Raw genomic sequence first — 20,470 nt, 5'->3', positions numbered from 1 at the left:
CCTTGCCTCGAGCATGATGCCGGCCCGCCGCGCGGCGTGCGCGCGGACCTGGTACCCCATGGGCCAACGGCGCTGCATGCGCTCACGGCCCCTCCTGCGTAAGGGTCCGCGCCGCGGCGGCCCAGGCGGTCAAAGAGGATGGATGCGAATCGGATGAAGCTCGTACTCGAAGACGGCACGACCATGACGGGCCGGTGCTTCGGCGCCCCGCGCGCGGTGAGCGGCGAGGTCGTCTTCAACACCGGCATGACGGGGTACGTCGAGACGCTCACGGATCCCTCGTACAGAGGCCAGATCCTGACGATCACGTACCCGCTCGTGGGCAGCTACGGCGTGCCCGCGCCGCGCAACGCAGGCAGCGTCGACGGGCCCTACGAGGCGGACCGCATCCAGGTGCAGGGCCTCGTGGTCCAGAGCTACGTGGAGCGCTACAGCCACCACGCCGCGGTCCGCTCGCTCGGCGCCTGGCTCGCCAGCGAGGGCATCCCGGCGATCACGGGCATCGACACGCGGACGCTGACGCGGCGGCTCCGGGAGGTCGGGACGATGAAGGGCTGGCTGTTCCCGGCCGAGATGGACCTGGAGCGGGTGAAGCGCTCGGCCGAGGCCGTGGACATGCGCGAGGAGGTGTTCCGCCTCGTTTCGCCCCGCGAGCCCGTCACGTACGAGGGCGGCCCCCTGAAGGTGCTGCTCATCGACGCGGGCGCGAAGGACAACATCGTCCGCTCGCTCCTGCGGCGCGGGGTCACCGTCATCCGCGCCCCCTACCACGCGCCCATCGCCGAGCTCGCCGAGAGCGCCGACGGCATCCTCATCGGCAACGGCCCCGGCGACCCCAAGGACCTCGGCCAGCTGGTCGCCGCGGTGCGCGGCCTGCTCGGGACCTACACGAAGCCGATCTTCGGCATCTGCCTCGGCAACCAGATCCTCGCGCTGGCCGCCGGCGGCGACACCTTCAAGCTGCCGTACGGCCACCGCGGCGTGAACCAGCCGGTGCAGGACCTCCTGAGCCGCCGCTGTTACGTCACGAGCCAGAACCACGGGTACGCGGTGAAGCACGAGTCGCTGCCCGCCGAGTGGGAGCCCTGGTTCGTCAACATCAACGACGGCACCAACGAGGGCATCCGCTCGCGGCTCCGCCCCTTCTTCAGCGTCCAGTTCCACCCCGAGGCGACGCCCGGGCCCGAGGACGCGGGCTACCTGTTCGACGACTTCCTCCGCCTCTGCGGCGCGATGAAGGGGTCCTCCGATTCGCGACTCAAGACCGCGGGGGCCGCTGCCGCGGATCCCCGCGCCACCCCCACCGCAGGAAGGAGCTGAGCCATGTACGGCGCGTATCTCCCCAAGAAACCCCGGCGCGTCCTCGTGCTCGGCTCCGGCGCGCTCCAGATCGGTCAGGCCGGCGAGTTCGACTACTCGGGGTCGCAGGCGATCAAGGCCCTCAAGGAAGAGGGGATCGCCACCGTCCTCGTGAACCCCAACATCGCCACCATCCAGACGAGCGAGGGGCTCGCCGACCGCATCCACCTCTGCGCGGTCACCCCGGAGTTCGTCGAGCGGATCATCGTGAAGGAGGAGGTCGACGCGATCGCCCTCTCCTTCGGCGGGCAGACGGCGCTCAACTGCGGGCTGGAGCTCCACGACTCGGGCATCCTCGACAAGTACGGCGTGCGGGTGCTCGGCACGCCGATCAAGGCGATCCGCGACACCGAGGACCGGCGGCTCTTCATCGAGCGCCTCGACGAGATCGGCGTGAAGACCGCCCGCAGCCGCGCCTGCCGCTCGGCGGCCGAGGCCATGGCGGCGGCGCGCGAGATCGGGTTCCCCGTGATGCTCCGCGGCGGCTACGCGCTCGGCGGCAAGGGCAGCGGCATCGTCGAGAGCGAGCGCGACCTCGAGGACGCCGTGCGCCGCGGCTTCGCCGGCGGCGTGCCCCAGGTGCTCGTCGAGGAGTGCCTCCGCGGCTGGAAGGAGATCGAGTACGAGGTCGTCCGCGACGGGCGCGACAACTGCATCACCGTCTGCAACATGGAGAACCTCGACCCGATGGGGATCCATACCGGGGAGTCGATCGTCGTCGCCCCGTCGCAGACGCTGAACGACGAGGAGTACCAGCTCCTCCGCTCGGTCGCGCTGAAGACGATCCGCCACCTCGGCATCGTGGGCGAGTGCAACATCCAGTACGCGCTCGACCCGCACAGCGCCGATTACCGGGTCATCGAGGTGAACGCGCGGCTCTCCCGGTCGAGCGCCCTCGCCAGCAAGGCGACGGGCTACCCGCTCGCCTACGTCGCCGCGAAGATCGCCGTCGGCTACACCATGCCGGAGATCGCCAACGCGATCACCCGCAGGACGACCGCGTTCTTCGAGCCGGCGCTCGACTACCTCGTCTGCAAGGTCCCGCGCTGGGATCTCGGCAAGTTCCGCGGCGCGTCGATGCGGATCGGCAGCGAGATGAAGAGCGTCGGCGAGGTCATGGCCATCGGCAGGACGTTCCCCGAGGTCATCCAGAAGGCGCTCCGCATGCTCGACATCGGGGTGAAGGGGCTCGACCCCGACGCGTTCACCTTCAAGGACCTCCGCGACGAGCTGCAGAACGCGACGCCGCTCCGGATCTTCGCCGTGGCCCGCGCGCTCCAGGAGGGGATGTCGGTCGACGAGATCCACAACCTCACCAAGATCGACCGGTGGTTCTTGAACCAGATCGAGCCGATCGTCCGGATGCACCGGGATCTGAAGACGCTCAAGGTCGCCGTCCCCGCGCAGGCCGACAAGGCCGCGACCGCGCAGGAGCCGGCGCTCGAGGAGGCGACCCTCCGGGAGGCGAAGCAGCTCGGCTTCAGCGACCGGATGATCGGCACGCTGACCGGCGCGCCGCGGGGCTCGATCCGCGAGGCCAGGAAGCGGCACGGCGTCGTGCCGCACCTCGCGCAGATCGACACGCTCGCGGCCGAGTTCCCCGCCGAGACGAACTACCTCTATTCGAGCTACCACGCGTCGGCCACGGACGTCGCGCCGTCCTGGCGGAAGAAGATCATGGTGCTCGGCTCCGGCGCCTACCGCATCGGATCGAGCGTCGAGTTCGACTGGTGCTGCGTCAACGCGATCCGCGCGGCCTCGGAGCTCGGCTACGAGACCATGATGCTGAACTACAACCCGGAGACGGTCAGCACCGACTACGACACGTGCGACAAGCTGGTCTTCGACGAGATCAGCTTCGAGACGGTGCTCGACATCTACGAGCGGGAGCAGCCCTACGGCATCGTGGTCAGCATGGGCGGGCAGGTCCCGAACAACCTGGCGCTCCGGCTGCACGAGGCGGGGGCGCGCATCCTCGGCACGAGCCCGGGGAGCATCGACACCGCCGAGGACCGGAAGAAGTTCAGCGATCTGCTCGACCGGCTGGAGATCGACCAGCCGCGCTGGGCGCACGTCGTCGACGCGGGCCAGGCGGGCGAGATCGTGAACAAGCTCGGCGGCTTCCCCGTCCTCGTGCGGCCGAGCTACGTGCTGAGCGGCGCGGCCATGAGCGTGGCGCACGAGCCCAACGAGCTCGATCGCATCCTCGCCCGGGCCAAGGCCGTCTCCCCCATCTACCCCGTCGTCGTGTCCAAGTTCGAGACCCACGCCCGCGAGGTGGAGATCGACGCGGTCGCCGATCGCGGGGAGATCATCCTCTGGGCGATCAGCGAGCACGTCGAGAACGCCGGTGTCCACAGCGGCGACGCGACGCTCGTCCTGCCCCCGCAGTCGCTCTACATCGCGACGATCCGCAGGATCAAGCAGATCGCCCAGCAGGTGGCGCGGTCGCTCTCGATCACCGGGCCGTTCAACATGCAGTTCTTGGCCAAGCACAACACGGTCAAGGTGATCGAGTGCAACCTGCGCGCGTCGCGGAGCTTCCCCTTCGTGTCGAAGGTCACGGGGAACAACTTCGTCCGGGAGGCGATGCGCAGGATGCTCGGCGTGTCGCAGCCGGTCGAGAACCGCGGGCTCGACCTCGATTACGTCGGGGTGAAGGCGCCGATGTTCTCGTTCTCGCGCCTCGTGGGGGCCGATCCGATGCTCGGCGTCGAGATGGCGAGCACCGGCGAGGTCGGCTGCTTCGGCGACGACATGCACGAGGCGCTCCTGCACTCGCTGCTCGCGACCGGCTTCAGGTTCCCCAAGAAGGGCGTGCTGCTGTCGCTCGGGCCGCTCGAGGACAAGTACTGGTTCGCCGACGAGGCCCGCGTGATCGCCGAGCACCTGAAGCTCCCCATCTTCGCGACGCCGGGCACGGCCGAGGCGCTCCGGGCGCTCGGGCTCGCGTGCACGAGCCTCGCGAAGCAGCCCGACGAGGGGGAGACGGCGATGAGCGCCATCGAGCAGGGGAAGGTGGATCTCGTGATCAACATCCCCCGCGAGTACGACCAGCTCGGCCGTCCGGACGGCTACCTGATCCGGCGGCGCGCGGTCGACGCGAACATCCCGCTCCTCACGGACCTCCAGCTCGCGCGGGCGGTCATCGGGGCGATGCGCGCGAAGAGGATCGAGGATCTGCGGACCCTGTCCTACGACGAGTACCTCGCGCGGAGCCCGGTGGCGCTCAGGTGATCTGAGGCGCCGGCGCGGCGAAGAGAGGCTCCGGGTGGCTCGGGCAGTTGTGCCGAGCCGCCCGGCCCGCGACGGGCACTCCCCCACGGGGCCGGCTGCCCTCCTGAGAGCAGAACCAACACCGGCCCTCTCCGCGCCCCGCGGTGGACGCCCCCGCACGGGGCCCGCCGACTTCACGGGAGCGGAGGCGGGCTCACGAACCCGGACGGCGGGCTCGCCCTCAGTCGTTCGTGACGATGAACCAGCCGTTCACCATGCCGTTGCCGGTCGACGTGGTCGATCCCTGGATCGGGCTGGTCCCCTCATTGCGGACGCACATGCCGACATTCCATTCGCCCTCTGGCAGCACCGTCGTGGCAGAGACCGAGTAGGTCGTGCGGGTCGGCGTGAAGTAGTGGCTCGCGAAGGTGCCGCCGAAGAAGTTGACGATCTCGCCGGTGCCGCCGCGCCGCTGGTAACAGAGGCCGAGCGGGGCGACGAACGCAGCGCGGGACGGCTGCAGCCCGAGCGGCGCAGAGGCCGATCCGGTCACGCGCTGGCTGCCGGTGATGGTCACCGTCCCCGGGGGGCCGACGAAGACATACGCGGCGCTGCCACCATCAAAAAGCGGAGCAACGTTGCCCGCAATCGCGATCGTCGCGACCACACCCGTCGGCCCCTGAGGCCCTGTTGCGCCCACTGGACCCGTCGGTCCCTCGGGCCCCATCGGTCCCTCGGGCCCCATCGGACCCTCGGGCCCCATCGGCCCTTCGGGCCCCATCGGCCCCTCGGGTCCCATCGGTCCCTCGGGTCCCATCGGCCCCTGGGGTCCCATCGGTCCCTCGGGCCCCATCGGTCCCCTCTCGCCGGGAGGGCCAGCCGGCCCCGCCGGCCCCTCGGGCCCTGTCGCGCCCACGGGCCCCGTCGGCCCATCAGGCCCCTTCGGCCCTGTCGGTCCGTCCGGCCCCGTCGGTCCCTGGGGTCCTGTCGGACCCGCCGGCCCCATCGGCCCCGCGATTCCGCTCGAGTCGCCCACCCAGTTGCCGCTCTCGTCGATGACGACCCTGCCGCCGATCTTCACCAGCTTCGGCGTGATCTCACCAACAGCGTTGTTCGCGACCATCGCATACGGGACGCTCCCGATCGAAGCGCGAGGCTCCATCTCCTGATCGTCCCCGACCGTGATTCCGATGTAGCGAACCGAGCCGTCAAAGACCTTCGCGGATTGCTCCTCGGTGAAGTCGAGCACCGTGGAGAAAAAGCCTTCGTCGAACGAGAGCGCGATCACCTCGCTCCAGAGCGGCTCGTCGTCGTCCTCGGCGGCGTAGATGGCGAACGTCACCGAGAGGACGTCATTGACCGGCTCGCCGTTGGCCGTGAAGAGCCGCCCCTGATGCGAGATCTGCATCGGCACGGCGGCGGCCGCGCCGCGCACGAGGCCGACGGAGGCGGCGAGAAGAACACCCATCGCGAGGACACGCCGTCCCATCCCGTTCATGGCACGCTCCCGTTCGCCCCGACCAGACCGCCCTGCACGCGGTAGCTCGGTGAGGTCGTCTTTCCCTGATTCTGCGTCGGCTGACCGAGCGTGAAGACCATGCGATAGCTCGGACTCCTCACGACCTTCCCCGCGCTGACCATCTCGCCCGCGGCGATGCCCCGATCCCCCACCTCGGGGCGCCCACCTGCGCCACCCCCGCCCGCCGAAGCCACAGGATCGCCTGCACCAGCCCCGCCAGCCCCCCCGAGACCTTCACCCCCCGACCCGGCCCCAGCCACGGACACGTCGGGACTGCCACAGCTACAGCCCGGAGACACGGCGAGCGATGCAACAGTCAGGCCTAGCCACACCGGGAATTGCAGTCGCGCCATCAACGTGTTCCCCTCTGCTTCCGGGGCTTACGATCCGGACCAGGAAGGTACGCGCCCGGCCACCAAGGTTCAATCTATTCCCGAGCCATTGTGCGACATCGCCGCTTTACGTCGGGGTCGACAGGCGGCGCCACGGGCTCGAAAGCGCGCCGACACGCTCGCGCCGCGATCGCAAGGAGATGTCCGAGGCGAGGTGAACGCCGAGAATCGTGGCCCCGCTGGCGGAATGCCCTCGTCCCACGCTCTCCTGCCCTCCGCGCGAGCGCGCGGTAGCAGCTCCGCCGAGCGCTGCCCCCGCGCACCAAGCCGATGTGCCCGCCTTCAGCCGCGCCCGGAGCCCCCCAACCGGCGATGCGTCCGCGGAGCGGACATGCCTCTCCACAGCGGTTTCCGCCCACCTCCGCCACGTGCAGAGCGGCGGTCCCCCGCACAGGAGACGGGCCCAGATCGGCGTTTTCGGCGCGCAAGCGCACTCCTGTCTCAGGATTGATCATATTTTCCCCACCTCCCTCGCGGCGCTCCAGCCCTGGACGAGGGTGAGCAGCTGCTCGTAGCCACGGCCCAAGGTCTGCCAGCCGGGCTCGCCGTTTCGCCGGAGGTGTCCGCCGAGCCCGGCGATCGCCAGGAAGGCATCGCGGGCCGTGGCGTTCTCGGGCAGGGGCTTGCGCGCGAAGACCCGCAGCACCGCGAGCTGGGTGGGCGTGAGCACGGCGGTCGCGGGCTGCTCCGGAGCGCGCCGAGCCTCGCTGCGCAGCAGCAATAGCTGCCAGGCGATGGGCGCGAAGAGCGCCAGCACGTTGCGCAGGCCGTGCAGGTCCTCGATCTGGCGCTTCTCGTAGGCGCATCCGGTCTTCAGGGCCTTGAAGAGCTCCTCCACCATCCAGCGCGCCCGGTACCAGTCGACCAGCTGCGTCAGCTGCTCGACGGACTCGACCGGCTCGCTCGTGAGCAGCACCCACTCGACCGGCGCTTCGCCCGGCGGCGGCTCGATCTCCCAGACGCGTACGACCCGCAACGAGAGCGTCGCAGGCAGCTCGCGCGGCTGGGATCTCGGTCGCCGCAGGGTCACGCGCGTGCTTCCAAGGGCGAGCTTGGCCAAGCGTCCTGCACGCGGAGGATGCAGCCGTTTCTGTTGAGGGCTGCGATTGCCTGCCGGCCGCGGCGAAAGCTCTACCTCGCGCACGGCCACCGCTTGAACATGCGCGAGCGCCTGCTCGAGCTTGGCCTCCGCTCCGAGGGCGTCAGCCTCGACGAGGCGATTGTGCGCGAGCCGAATCACGAACCGATGCCCTGCGCTCAGAAGCTGCGCGAACAGGCCGTAGTCGTCGCCTTCGCGGTCCATGACGTGCACCACATCGTGCGGCGCAGCGCCCAAGACCGCGACTCGCTCCACCTGCTCTCCCCAGCGGTCGTGCTCGTTGTCCGTCGTGCCGTCGTCGCGCACGTGCGTGCTCAGATCGAGCACGCCGAGCGGGCGGCGCGTTCCATCGCCGCTGACCGCCAGCGTGAAGTGGGCGAAGAACGTCTGCCCCGAGGAGCGCAGCCGTCCGAGCCCCTGCCGCTGGCCGTCCGAGCGGAAGGAAAGGGTCGTGGTGTCATGGATGGCGAGCACGACCGGCTCGGCCTCCATGCGCGCGAGGGTGGCGCGCACATGCGGAGCCAGAATCGCCGCGGGCGTGACGGCGTCGTTGCCGAAGAAACGGTACGCCGCCTCCAGCTCGCTGTCGGACAAGAGCGAGGGGAAGCTCTTGTCCGGCGCCTGCGCCAGCTTCTGCACCAGCTTGGTCTGGCGCTTCGAAAGCCGCGCATCGCCGAAGTGCGCGTCGCTCATCTCCTCGGCGAGTGCCGCTGCGTGCTCTGCTGCAGGTGAACCCATCCGCAGCTTTGATCACGTCGCCCAGCACACATCAAGCGAGATGTGTAGGATCTTGAGACTCCTGTGCGCTGAGCACCGAAAACGTCGAGGTGGGCCCGTCTCCGAAGCGGGTGACCGTCGCTCTAGAGGTCGTCGCAGACGGGGGCCGCCTCGCCAGGGCCCTCGCCCGCGACGCCCGGCTGGCCCTGCGCCCCGCCGCCGCTGTTCAGCTCCTCCGAGATCGCCCCGGGGTTGAACGTCATGAACCACCGGAGCGACCACCAGAGCAGGTTGAACCAGGCCGGCACAGGCAGCCTGCGCGTCGCCCCGACCTCGGCGAGCCCCGCCGCCGCGAAGACGACCGGCAAGATGGTGCCCAGATCCGCGCGGTAATCCATCGCCTCGCGCACATCGGCGTTGATCCCGGCAAAGGCGTGCGCGACCGCGCGGGCGACGCGCGTAGGACCAGGGTGCCCCTCGGGCCGCGGCGCGCCGAGCGGGTGACCGTCGTCCTCGCGCGCCCCGTCGACCAGCCCGGCGAGGCGGGCGCGGAGCCGCTCCGGATCGAGCCCGCCCTCGGAGCGCTCGACGATCACCGAGCCCGTCATCGGGCGGATCGAGACGACCTCGCAGGCGGGATCGGCCGCGAGCTGCTCCGCGATCCGCTCGCACACCCGACGATGGCCGGCCAGCGCCGGCGCGCGCAGGCGGACGCGCCGCTCCAGGGCGTGGACGACGAGGACCGCCAGCGACGTCATGACGACGGCTCGCCGTGGAGCTCCGCGGCGCCGTTGCTCTTGCGCGCAGCCCGCTCGCCGCGCGCCCCGCCCGTGGCCTTCTGATGCACCCGCTCGGCGACCTCGGCGAAGAGATCCTCGACGTGCTCCCGCTGGCGCTCGAGCAAGCCGAGGCCCAGCCTGCCCAGGTGGAGCCCGAGCGCCGCGATCTCGACGACCACCGGGCGGAGGTGCTGCTTCTTGCCCATCAGGAGGACGGCCGTGCCGACCCCCAGGGCGAACGACGGTGGATGGAACTTCATGATGCCATGTCTCCCTTGCGCGGCCCGGCGACGCGCGCGGCGCGCACGCCTTGCTTGCGTCTCGCGGCCGCCCCCGCATCCTCGCCTGCGCCCTGGTCCGTTTCCGCTTCCGCTCTCGCGGCGGCTGCTTCCGCTTCTGCTGACGCGTCCGATTCCGCTCCTGACTCCGATTCCGACTCCGATTCCGACTCCGATTCCGACCCCGACTCCAATTTCGAGTCCGAGTCCGAGTCCGAGTCCGATTCCGATTCCGCGCGCCTGCCGTTGACGATCACGATCTCGCGGCCGGCGCTCGCGGAGCGCCCCAGAGGACCGCGGAGCAGCGCGGGCAGCGCGCCCACGGCCACGGCGAGCGCGAGCTCCCCGGCGCGGAGGCGCTGCGCCCCCAGCAGGCGGCCCAGGGACCTGGAGCCGAGCGCGAGCGCCTGGAGCGCGGACGTGGCGGCGAGCGCGCGGGCCACGTGCGGGCTGTCCCGGCGGAGCGCGGCCGCCGCGGCGCCCTCCCCGGCGCCGGCGCGGTGGGCCAGGATGTGGAGCAGCTGCGCGGTCACCAGCGCCGTGAACGCCCTCGTCCCCGCGGTGGCCCGGCCGCCGAGCGCGTACGCCGACAGCGACGCGCCGGACATCGCGGCCGCGTCCACGCCCAGCGCGCGGAGATCGGCCGCGCCGAGCAGCCGCGCCGCAGGGTCGCGCGGGGGGCGCCGCATGACGCCGGCCTCGGCCGGCTCGAGCGCGAGCGCGAGCGCCGGCGCCACGTCGGTGAGCAGGTTGATCCAGAGCAGCTGCAGCGGCGTGAGCGGCGAGGCGCCGCAGAGGGCGCCGACCAGCATCGTGAGGACCTCGCTCGCGTTCGTCGCGACGAAGTAGGCGATCGCCCGGCGGACGTTGTCGTGCAGCCGCCGCCCCTCGCGGACCGCCTCGGTGAGGCTCGGCAGATCGTCCTCGGCAAGGACCACGTCGGCCACGGCCCGCGCGATGTCCGTGCCGCGCTTGCCCATGGCCACGCCGACGTCGGCCGCCTTGAGCGCGGGCCCGTCGTTCACGCCGTCGCCCGTCATCGCCACGATCGCGCCGCCCTGCTGGAGCGCCCGTACGATGTCGAGCTTGGCCTCCGGGGTGACCCGGCTGTGCACGGCGTCCGGCGGGATGCCGAGCTCGACGCCGATCGCGCGCGCGGTCCGCTCCTGGTCGCCCGTGAGCATCAGGGTGCGGATGCCGGCGCCAGAGAGGGCCTCGAGCGCCTCCCGCACGCCGGGGCGCGGCGGGTCGCGGAGGCCGACGAGGCCGGCGAACTCGAGCGGAGCGTCGTTGTCCGGCCGGCCGTTCTGCCGCCACGCGAGCGCGAGCACGCGCAGCCCCCGCGAGGCCATCGCGTCGTTGTGCCGGAGCACCTCGCCGCGCTCGTCGCCGGCCCCCTCGCGCCGAGGCGGCGCGTCGCAGCGCGCGACGACCTGCTCGGGGGCGCCCTTCACGAGCTCGATGTGCCCGAGCTCCGGGTGGTCGTGGACCGTCACCATGAACGCGCGCTCGGCCGAGCGCCGCGCCTCGCTCACGCGCCGCGCCGCGAGGCGCCGCGCCGACACGGGGTAGCCGGCGGCGAGCGCGAACTCCACGAGGGCGCGCTCGGTGCCGCTGCCCTGGACGACCTTGCCCGCCTCGCTCAGCTCGACGTCGGCGTTGAGGGCCGCGATGCGCGCGAGCGCGTGCACGCGCGGGGCGGCGGCGTCGACCTCGCGCCCGTCCTCGCCGATCAGCGCGATCCCGCGCCCAGGCCCCGCGCCGCCGTCCCCGCGCGCGGCGCGCTCCACCCGCAGCGCGCCCTCGCCGGGGAGGAAGATCTCGGCCACCTGCATCCGGTTCTCGGTGAGGGTGCCGGTCTTGTCGGCGCAGACGACGCTCACCGCGCCGAGCGTCTCGGCCGCCGCGAGGCGGCGGATCACGATGCCGGAGCCGCGCAGGCGGCGGCTCGCGAGCGCGAGCGCCGTGGTCCCCACGGTGGGGAACCCCTCGGGGATGGCGGCGACGCCGAGCGCGACGGCGCTCCGCACGAGCGCGCGGAGCGGCCTCCGGCGCGCGAGGCCGACGACCATCACCGCCGACGAGCTCGCGAGCGCGAAGGTCGCGAGGCGCCGGCCGATCCAGGCGAGCTCCTGCTCGAGCGGCGGGGTGCGCTCGGACTCGCGGGAGAGCGCGCGCTGGATGTCCCCGAGCGCGGTCCACCGGCCCGTCGCGACGACCACCGCCGCCCCCTCGCCCGAGGCGATGGTGGTGCCCGCGTACACCATGCCGCGGCGCTCGGCGAGCGGCGCGCCGCCGTCGACCCTCGCGGGGCACTTCTCGGCGGGCTCGCTCTCGCCGGTCAGCGTGCTCTCGTCGGCGGCGAGGCCGTGCGCGTCGACGACGCGCGCGTCCGCCGCGACCGGCTCGCCCGCGCGCAGCGCGAGCACGTCGCCCGGCACGATCTCCGACGCGGCGAGCCGCTGCTCGCGCCCGTCGCGCACGACGCGCGCCCACCCGACGCGGAGGTCGCCCCACGCGTGCAGGAGCTCCTCGGCGCGCGACTCCGTGTACGTGCCGATCGCGGCGTTCGCGCCGACGACGAGGAGGACGGCGCCTGCGTCGATCATGTCGCCGAGCGCGAGCGACAGGCCCGCCGCGCCGAGGAGCATCGCCGTGGGCACCGTGAAGATCTGCCCGGCGAGGATCTCGATCGACGAGCGGGTCGCGACGCCGGCGAGCTCGTTCGGGCCGAGCGCGCGGAGGCGGCGGCGCGCCTCGGCCGCGGGGAGCCCCTCGCGCGGATCGACGCCGAGCGCGCGGGCGACCTCGCCCGCGTCCTCCGCGTGGGCGCAGAGCGCCACGTCGACGCGGCGGGCGCGCTCGCCCCCGCCCTGCCCGGCCGGCGCGCCCTCACCCTGCCCGGCCGGCACGCCCTCACCGCGCCCGGCCGGCACGCCCTCACCGCGCCCGGCCGGCACGCCCCCACCGCGCCCGGCCGGCACGCCCTCACCGCGCCCGGCCGGCGCGACCTCACCGCGCCCGGCCGGCGCGCCCCCACCCTGCCCAGCCGGCGCGACCTGGCTCCCCCAGGCCCGCGCCTGCCACGCGCGGCGCTCGCCCTCGCCCGCCGCGCCCTCACGGGGGCGCGCGCAGCGGCGCGCCGCGCGCACGAGCGCGCCCACGCCCTCGGCCATTGCCCGCACGGCGCGGCGCGCGGACGGCGGCGGCGGGGCGCCGGGCACGGCGTGGGCGCCGAGCACGAGCGCGGCCTCGTCGGCCGCGTCCTCCCCCACGCGCACGAGCACCCGCCCGGTGCGCGCGCTCGCCCGCGCGGACACGACGCCGGGGATCGCCGCGAGGTCGCGCTCGATGCGCGCGGCGCGCGCAGCGTCTCCGAAGAGGCCGGCCACCTCCGCGCGCACCCGCGCGATCCCGGCGGGCCCGTGCAGATCGCGCGCAGGCGTGCGCTCTGCGCGAGCGCGCCGCCGCGCGCCGCCGCCGCGGCCCCTGCGCCCGCCACGAAGATCGATCCAGCCCTTGCCCCGACGCTCCATGATCCTCCGCGCTGAGGCGGAGGCCTTTTCAAAGGTCGAGCCAGCGCCTGTGTGCGGGCGAGCCACATCGAGCCGCCGGGCCGGCGCAGCGGCGCGCCAGCGCCGTCGTTGCCGTCACGCCACCGCCGTCATCGCCGTCACGCCAGCGCCGTCGTTGCCGTCACGCCCGCATCGCCAGCCACGGAGGCCAGGTGGCTCTGCAGCGAGGCCGGATCGATCGGCTTGACGAAGTGCACATCGAACCCGGCCTCGCGGACCCGGCGCTGTCCCTCTCCTGGCAATAACCCGTCAGCGCGATCATAAGCGACGGGGCGACGTCCGCGCTCTCCTCCAAGGCTTTCAAGATCGCGCAACGCACATGCACGCCAGCGTCGCCGGCTCGACGCCGATGCCGGTATCACGGACGCGGATCACGGCGGAGCCGTCCGGCGTCGCCGGCAGCGCGACCGTCACCCGGCGCCAGCATCGTTAGGAAAGCGTCTTTACGCTGGTCCGCTTCCCTCAGCGTCGCCTCCCAGGCGTCGCCGGCCCGCTTCCGCTCGGTGATGTCGCAGGCGATGGTGACCAGGAGCCGCCGGCCCGCCGCGTCCCTCCCCAGCCGAGCGGAGCTGAAGACCCACGTGCGCTCGGCGCCGCTCGCCGTGGCGAGGGTGAGCTCGTTCTCGCGTGACGCCTCATCCATATCGAACAGGGACGCCACACGGGCGTGGATGGCAGCGCTCCTCGCCCCGAACGCCCTGTCGAGCCACGCCGTGACCGTGGGGGATCTGCTCGCGGGTATAGCCGCTCATGTCGGTCCACGCGCTGTTGACGCAGACAACGTGCCCGACCTCGGCGTAGCTCATGATGGGGAACGAGGTCGCCATGATGGCGCGGCGCAGCCCCTCGTCGCGCTCCCGCAGCTGGAGCTCGGCCTCGGCGCGCCGCTGGGCGGTGCTCCCGCGCCCGGTCTCCAGGACGAGCCGCCGGCGCTCAAGCAACGCTCCGGTCGCACCGTCAGCAGGCATCTCCGTCGAGCGCGCCGGCTCGAAACCCAGGCCAGATGTCCCCGATGAACACACTCAGCATCTGTCCGCCTCGAGCGCGTGCTGCAGGCCGCGCGAGCGTGAATCGTCACGCGAGATCCGAGGAATACCCGGCGATCCGCGCGTGCCTGGCGAGCGCGAGCAGGCGGCGCGCTGGTCGATCGCCGGCCGCTAGACGCGCCGCTAGCCGCGGCCGAACCGCTCCACGAACCGCCGGTGCGCCTCGAGATCGGGGCCCTCGCCGCCGACGAGCTCCCTCTCGCGGTAGCCCGTCGCCACCGACAGCACGTCGATCCGCCGCCCCTCGGCCCTGAACCGCACCCGCCACGACGTCACGGCGAGGCGCATCGCGTCCCCGTCGGCGCGGATCCGGCGGTAGGGGTGCGGCTGCGGACCGAGCGCGAGCACCCGGTCCACGCGCTCCCGCAGCGCGAAGCCGTGCGCCTCCTCGATCCACGCGGCCTGCTCGGCGGCGCGCGCGCCCCACGCGACCTCGAAGCCGGGCTCGGGGTCGACCGGCGCCCCCCCGCCCGGCTCCTCCGCGAGCGGCGTGAGCCAGCCGGTGCGCGCGTGCGGGTGGGCGTCCGCGTATGGAACGTAGGGCTTGAGATCGAGCACCGGCGTGCCGTCGATCATGTCCACGCCGCCGACGCGCAGGGTCAGCCCGTCCACCGCGAGGAGCCTCACCGCGCTGAGGCCGATGGGGTTCGGGCGGTGCGGCGAGCGCGTCGACAGCACGCCGCGCCGCTTGCCGGCGCTCCGCGGGGGCAGCACCTTCGGGCGCCATCCCTCGTTGAGGTGGAACCAGAAGACCACCCAGAGGTAGTCCCACCCCTCGATGTCCGAGAGCGCGTGCTCCAGCCCGAGGCCCGGCACGAGCTCGATGGTCCCCTCCGCGCTGCCCGCGGCGTGGGGCTGCCGCGGCGCGCTCACCTTGTCGGAGAACGGCGTGCGCACCACGCCGATGGGCGTGAACGTGACGGGCTTCAGCATCGCGCCCCGGAGGCGTCGGGCACCTCGACGATCAGGACCGACGGCCCCTCGAGCTCCACCCAGCCGCGCTCGATCGGGGGCCGCCGCGCCGCGCCGCCGAACCTCGGCTCCTCGCTGAACGCGAGCGCACGCGCCTCCGGGCGGCCGAGGTCGAGCGAGAGCGCGCCCCGGAGCGCGCACAGCGCGATCACCGCGGCCCCGCCGCCGCGGCGCTCGATGCAGATCGCGTCCGGCGAGAGCGCGTCGGCCGAGAAGGCGCCGCGCGCGCGGCTCTGCAGCGCGGGGTGCGAGGCGCGGAGGCGGAGGAGCTCGCGGTACCACGCGAGCACGCCGGCGTGCTCGGGCCGCTGCCGCTCGGCGTGGTCGAGCTTCGAGCGCTGGAACGTCCGCGGATCCTGCGGATCCGGCACCTCCGCGCCCGCGAACGCCGCGAAGTACTGGAACTCGCGCCGGCGGCCCTCGGTCACGAGCCGGCCGAGCTCGGCCTCGTGATCGGTGAAGTACTGGAACGGCGTCCGCGCGTTCCACTCCTGGCCCATGAACAGCAGCGGCGTGTACGGCGTGAGCAGGAGCAGCGCCGACATCGTCCGGAAGGCCGCCGGGCTCACCTTGTCCCCGAGCCGATCGCCGACTGCGCGGTTGCCGATCTGATCGTGGTTCTGGATGCAGTGGACGAAGCGCGGCGGCGGCACCGGATCCGCGGGCGTGCCCCGCGGCTTGCCCGTGTGCTTCGAGATCTGCCCCTCGTAGAGCCACCCCTTGCGGATCGTCGCCGCGATGTCCTCCGCGGTGCCCGTGTGATCCTCGAAGTAGCCGTCGCGATCCCCGGCGAACAGGACGCGCAGCTCGTGGTGGAAGTCGTCGGACCACACCGCGTCGAGGCCGTACCCGCCCTGCTCGACGGGCGTCACGAGGCGCGCGTCGTTCTGGCTGTCCTCGGCGATCACGAGCACGCGCCGCCCCTCGCCGGCCGCCCGCGCGCGCTCGCCGATCTCCCGGAGGATGTGCGGCTCGGAGTCGTCGACGATCGCGTGGGTCGCGTCGAGGCGGAGGCCGTCGATGTGGAAGTCGCGGATCCACATCTCGACGTTCTCGAGGACGAGCGCGCGGACCTGCTCGGCGCCCGCGCCGTCGTAGTTCACCGCGTCGCCCCAGGGCGTCTTGTGCCGATCGGTGAAGTAGCGCATCGCGTACGCGCGAAGGTAGTTCCCGTCGGGGCCGAAGTGGTTGTAGACGCAGTCGAGGATCACGCCGATCCCCGCGGCGTGGGCCGCGTCGACCAGGCGGCGCAGTCCCGCCGGGCCGCCGTAGGCCGCGAGCGGCGCGAAGAGGTCGACCCCGTCGTACCCCCACCCGCGCTCGCCCGGGAAGCTCGCGACCGGCATGAGCTCGATCGCCGTGATGCCGAGCTCCCGGAGCTCCGCGAGCCGCCCGGTGAGCGCGTCGAACGTGCCCTCCGGGGTCGCCGCGCCGACGTGGACCTCGTAGAGGACGAGATCCTCGAGCGCGACGCCCCGCCACCCCGCGTCGGTCCACGCGAACGAGGGGTCGTCGACCGCCGACGGGCCGTGGACCCCGAGCGGCTGCGCGCGGGAGTACGGGTCCGGGAACGGCCCCTCGCCGTCGATCCGCACCTTGTAGAGCGCGCCGGCCCCGAGGCCCGGCGCCGTCGCCTCGAAGGTGCCGCCGCCGGTCGGGGCCGCAGGCAGCGCGCCCGTGACCTCCTGGCCGTCGGCCCCGTAGGTGACGATCTCGATCCGATCGTGGTCGGGCGCCCAGACGCGGAAGCGGACCGCGCCGCCCTCGAGCCACGCGCCCATCGTGCGCTTCGCCTTCATGTCACTGGCCTCGCTGCGCCGCCCGCAGGAGCAGGGCGACGGGGAAATCGGAGAGCACGCGGTCGAGCGGGAGCGACGCGCCGTCGCCCGGCTCGGGCGGCGCGTCCGAGCCGCGCGGCGGAGCGGCGGGAGGCGACGCCTCGAGCTCGGCGCCGGTGAAGAGATCCGTGTAGAGGCCGGGCTCCACGTCGACCGAGGTGCCGGCCCACGCCGCGCCGATCGGCGGGGAGCAGGCGCCGCCGAGCAGCCGCGCGCTGAACCGGGGCGCGACAACGACGATCGAGCGCCCGTCCGGCGCGCGGCGCGCGAAGGAGACGACGTGGGCCTCGCGCTCGCCGATCACGGCGCGCGGCACATAGTCCCCGTCGGCCCCGAAGAGCGCCGGGTGGCGCCGGCGCAGATCGAGCGCGACGTGCGTGACGAACAGCTTGACGCGGCCGTCGCGCGCCTCGGCGCAGAGCTCGCGCGCCAGCGCGCGGCCCTCGCCGCTCGATCGCCAGCGCGCGCGGATCTCCGCGAGCGCCCGCTCGCGCACCGCGTAGTCGACCGGGCGGCGGTTGTCCGGGTCGACGAGGCTGAAGTCCCACACCTCGTTGCCCTGGTAGATGTCGGGCACGCCCGGCGAGGTGAGCTTCAGGAGCGTCTGCGAGAGCGAGCCCCACATCCCGTGATACGCGACCACGCGCGCGAGCGGCAGGAGCGCGCCCACGACCTCCGCGGACGAGAGCGCCTTGCGGACGAACGCCTCGACGGCGGCGTCGTACTCGGGCTGCGCGTCGATCCAGGACGTGTTGACCTTCGCCTCCTTCGTGGCCTTGCGCATGTAGTCCACGATGCGGCCGGCGTACGCCGAGAGCGCGTCGCCCTCGGGCGCGCGCGGGTCGCCGGCGGCGCCGAGCAGCGGCTCGATCGGCAGGCTGCCGAGGAGGGTCTGGTAGAAGAGGTACTCCTCGTTGCTGTCCGGCGCGAGGCGGCCATCGATCTCGGCCTTGAGCGGCGCGGCGGCGGCGGCGGCGCGGTGGAGCGCCTCCTCCCAGGCCGACGGCAGCTCCGAGAGCACGCTGATGCGCGCCCGCACGTCCTCGCTCCGCTTCGTGTCGTGCGTCGACGTCGCGAGCATCGAGTACGGCCACGCCCTGTGCCGCTGCACGTTGCCGCGGTGGAACGCGAGGACGCTCGATCCGTAGCGCTCGGGCTCGCCCCCGACCTCGTTCAGCGACACGAGCCGGTTGTAGATGTAGAACGACGTGTCCTCGAGCCCCTTGGCCATCACCGGCCCGGTGAGCTGCTGGAACTTCATCACGAAGTCGCAGAAGAGGTGCCGGTCCTCCTCGGGGAAGAGATCCGTGCCGTCGAGCATGAGGACCGAGCGCACGAACGTGAAGATGGAGCTCTCCATCGTCGGGTTCTGCCGGCGCGCGAGGGCGACGGCGCGGCCGATGGCGACGCGGTCGTGATCGGAGATCCCCGGCGCCCGATCGTTGATGTAGGTGCGGTAGACCGGGAAGCACGCGATGACCTCGCGCAGCGCCTCGTTGAGCGAGCCCAGGGTGAAGTCGCGGAAGCGGCGGTCGCGCTCGGTGAGGCGGTTCAGGGCGTGGGTGAGCACGTTGAGCTCGCTCGCCAGGGCCGTCCGGAGGATCACCTTCTTCTTCTCGTAGACGAGCGCCTCGAACGGCATGTGCTCGCCGATGAACCGCTCGTAGATCGCGGTCATCTGCCCCTCGCTCGAGGCGTCGACGAAGAGCTCGCCCACGAGCGCGGTGAAGTCGTAGCCGCTCGTCCCGTGGACGGGCCAGGCCTCGGGCAGCGTCTCGCCGCGCGCGAGGATCTTCTCGACGACGACGTAGAGCGGCGTGCTCAGCGAGCCGCGCGAGCCGCGCTCCGAGAGGGCCGCGCGGAGGGCCGGCTCCAGCCGGGCGAAGCGCGCTTCGGGGCGGCGGCGCGGGTCGAGGAAGCTCTTCTGCTCGGGCTCGTCCGAGGCCTCGGCGAGGAAGCGGCGCCGGCAGCGCTCGATCAGGTAGCCCTGCTGGAGCTGCTCGAAGTAGCCGATCGGGTCCCAGAGGCCGTCGGGGTGGTCGATGCGCAGCCCCGTGACCTGGCCCCGCTCGCAGAGCTCGAAGACGAGGCGGTGCGCCTCGGCGAACACCGGCCGGTGCTCCATCCGGATCGCGGCGAGGTCGTTGATGTCGAAGAACCGGCGGTAGTTGATCTCCTCGGCGGCGGTGCGCCAGAAGCTGAGGCGGTAGGCCTGCTCCTCGAGCAGCGCCTCGATCGGGTCGAAGCTCAGCGGATCGCCCGGCTTGCCGTTGATGCGCAGGACGCCCTCGGCCACCGCCGCCGCGACGTCGGGCGAGTCCGCGACGAGCGACGCGAGCCGCCGCCTGAGGATCTCCTTCTCCCGGCGCCGCTCGATCACCTTGGCCCGCTGCGTCTCGGTGCGCGGCGGCATGTTGCGGAGCCCGGTCAGGATGCTCTGCAGCTCGAGGAGCGCGTCGTGCTCCTCGCCGAGCGCGGCGACGAGCCCGGGCACGAGCGGCCCGATGATCATGCCGTACGTCCGCGGGTTCACCGGGAAGACGTGATCGAAGTACCGCAGGACGAACGCGCCGCTGTCGAACTCGATCTTGAGCTCGCCGCGCTCGAGCACGCGCCCGAAGTGGTCGCCGAGCACGGGGAGCAGCACCTTGTGCTTGAGCTCCGTCTTGAGCGGCGCCCAGTCGATGTCGAAGAACGGCGCGTAGAGCGAGCTCGGGCCGTTCTGGAGGACGTCGTTCCACCAGGCGTTGTCGGAGGTGCCGACGCCCATGTGGTTGGGGACGAAGTCGAGCAGGAGGCCCATGCCGTGCGCCGCGAGCTCGCCGGTGAGCCGGTCGAGATCGGCGCGCTCGCCGATCGCGGGGTTGAGCGCGTTGTGGTCGACGAGATCGTAGCCGTGCATGCTCTCTGGCCGCGCCTTGAAGAACGGCGACGAGTAGAGATCGCTGACGCCGAGGGCGTCGAGGTAGACGACGACCTGGCGCGCCTGCTCGAAGGTAAAGTCCTTGTTGAGCTGCACGCGGTAGGTGGCGCGCGGCAGGCGAGGCGCCACGCCCTCGCACGCCGCGTCGGCGAGCCGCGCTGCCATCGCCTGCAGGCCAGCGCCGTCCGCATGGCCGCTCGTCTGCTGTTCATCCGACGTTCCGGTCATCCCTCGGTTGCCTCCGGCGGCAGAATCTACTGCGAACGAAGCGATGAGCATCCGCGGATCTGCGCAGCTCGCGCGGCTCCTGTCGTTTCGGCGTGCGGCACGAAGGAATGGCCTGATGCGCCTACGGGGAACGCGGCAGCGATGAGGCTGGCGCCATGGACCACGCCGGGATCAGGCGCAGCTGCGGAGGACGAGTGACGGGCTCAGCCGCTATCGGAGGCACGCCGAGCTCAGCCGTCGTCGAGCGTGCTTCGCACGTTCGACTCGACAGGAGCTCTCCTGCGAGGAGCGCGCTTGCGGATCAAAGGCATCTGCGAACACGCGCCCCGGCGTGACCAGAGAGCGTGTGCGCATCGTTCCACCCGAATCGGACGACGCGGATGCGCGGCGCACCCCCGCATGACGTTGGCGTGACATTCATCGCGCGGCATGACGGGATGTGAGGATCGAAGACGCGCGGTCACGCTTGCGTTGTGAGGTAGCTCCGTAGTATACCCCACCGGAGTCCGTCAAAAATCCAGGATGGACG

At 72.5% G+C, this 20,470-nt stretch carries 14 protein-coding genes; 2 read left to right on the top strand and 12 right to left on the bottom strand.

The window, feature by feature from the left end; all coding sequences use genetic code 11:
* The first annotated feature begins 153 nt into the window (after positions 1-153).
* Both carA and carB read left to right on the top strand, forming a co-directional pair.
* Positions 154-1,320 (top strand): glutamine-hydrolyzing carbamoyl-phosphate synthase small subunit, encoded by a 1,167-nt coding sequence (gene carA / locus WMF34_RS12455; protein WP_157906630.1) that lies wholly within the window; start codon positions 154-156, stop codon positions 1,318-1,320.
* 3 nt (positions 1,321-1,323) lie between these two features.
* A complete protein-coding gene (gene carB, locus WMF34_RS12450; RefSeq protein WP_437993433.1) occupies positions 1,324-4,596 on the top strand; it encodes a carbamoyl-phosphate synthase (glutamine-hydrolyzing) large subunit in 3,273 nt (1,090 codons plus the stop codon).
* Positions 4,597-4,816: 220 nt separating this feature from the next.
* Here carB and WMF34_RS12445 read toward each other — a convergent pair whose 3' ends face one another.
* From WMF34_RS12445 to treY, 12 genes are all read right to left on the bottom strand, one after another.
* Positions 4,817-6,073, bottom strand: coding sequence for a collagen-like protein (locus WMF34_RS12445; RefSeq protein WP_437993432.1), 1,257 nt, complete (start codon positions 6,071-6,073; stop codon positions 4,817-4,819).
* Entirely contained in the window at positions 6,070-6,246 is a 177-nt protein-coding gene (locus WMF34_RS12440) for a hypothetical protein (RefSeq protein ID WP_437299446.1), read from the bottom strand. Before WMF34_RS12440 ends, WMF34_RS12445 begins: the two co-directional genes overlap by 4 nt.
* A 691-nt stretch (positions 6,247-6,937) precedes the next feature.
* Positions 6,938-8,278: an IS4 family transposase gene (locus WMF34_RS12435; RefSeq protein WP_437993431.1), complete on the bottom strand. Its 1,341-nt coding sequence runs from the start codon at positions 8,276-8,278 to the stop codon at positions 6,938-6,940.
* 167 nt (positions 8,279-8,445) lie between these two features.
* Positions 8,446-9,060 (bottom strand): HMA2 domain-containing protein, encoded by a 615-nt coding sequence (locus WMF34_RS12430; protein WP_012235029.1) that lies wholly within the window; start codon positions 9,058-9,060, stop codon positions 8,446-8,448.
* Complete coding sequence (locus WMF34_RS12425) at positions 9,057-9,341, bottom strand: hypothetical protein (protein ID WP_012235028.1); 285 nt, start codon at positions 9,339-9,341, stop codon at positions 9,057-9,059. The genes WMF34_RS12430 and WMF34_RS12425 overlap by 4 nt, the downstream gene beginning before the upstream one ends.
* Complete coding sequence (locus tag WMF34_RS12420; protein WP_437993430.1) at positions 9,338-12,895, bottom strand: HAD-IC family P-type ATPase; 3,558 nt, start codon at positions 12,893-12,895, stop codon at positions 9,338-9,340. The genes WMF34_RS12425 and WMF34_RS12420 overlap by 4 nt, the downstream gene beginning before the upstream one ends.
* A 137-nt stretch (positions 12,896-13,032) precedes the next feature.
* The gene (locus tag WMF34_RS12415) at positions 13,033-13,248 is read right to left on the bottom strand and encodes a hypothetical protein (protein ID WP_437993429.1); all 216 of its coding nucleotides are present in this window, start codon (positions 13,246-13,248) and stop codon (positions 13,033-13,035) included.
* A 44-nt stretch (positions 13,249-13,292) separates the two neighbouring features.
* On the bottom strand, positions 13,293-13,577 hold the full coding sequence (locus WMF34_RS12410; RefSeq protein WP_437993428.1) for a hypothetical protein: 285 nt from the start codon (positions 13,575-13,577) through the stop codon (positions 13,293-13,295).
* Positions 13,570-13,902 carry a hypothetical protein gene (locus WMF34_RS12405; RefSeq protein WP_437993427.1) on the bottom strand — a complete coding sequence of 111 codons (333 nt, stop codon included), beginning with the start codon at positions 13,900-13,902 and terminating at the stop codon, positions 13,570-13,572. Before WMF34_RS12405 ends, WMF34_RS12410 begins: the two co-directional genes overlap by 8 nt.
* Positions 13,903-14,103: 201 nt before the next feature.
* Positions 14,104-14,913: a tRNA (N6-threonylcarbamoyladenosine(37)-N6)-methyltransferase TrmO gene (tsaA, locus tag WMF34_RS12400; protein ID WP_437993426.1), complete on the bottom strand. Its 810-nt coding sequence runs from the start codon at positions 14,911-14,913 to the stop codon at positions 14,104-14,106.
* Positions 14,907-16,751: a malto-oligosyltrehalose trehalohydrolase gene (gene treZ / locus WMF34_RS12395; protein WP_437993425.1), complete on the bottom strand. Its 1,845-nt coding sequence runs from the start codon at positions 16,749-16,751 to the stop codon at positions 14,907-14,909. The genes tsaA and treZ overlap by 7 nt, the downstream gene beginning before the upstream one ends.
* Position 16,752: 1 nt before the next feature.
* Positions 16,753-19,941 (bottom strand): malto-oligosyltrehalose synthase, encoded by a 3,189-nt coding sequence (treY, locus tag WMF34_RS12390; protein WP_437993424.1) that lies wholly within the window; start codon positions 19,939-19,941, stop codon positions 16,753-16,755.
* Positions 19,942-20,470 lie beyond the last annotated feature (529 nt).

Origin of the sequence: Sorangium sp. So ce145, assembly GCF_051525985.1 — a bacterium.
GTDB lineage: Bacteria > Myxococcota_A > Polyangia > Polyangiales > Polyangiaceae > Sorangium > Sorangium cellulosum_B.
Note: the sequence above shows the minus strand (reverse complement) of the source record. Positions and strands in the feature narration are given on the sequence as shown.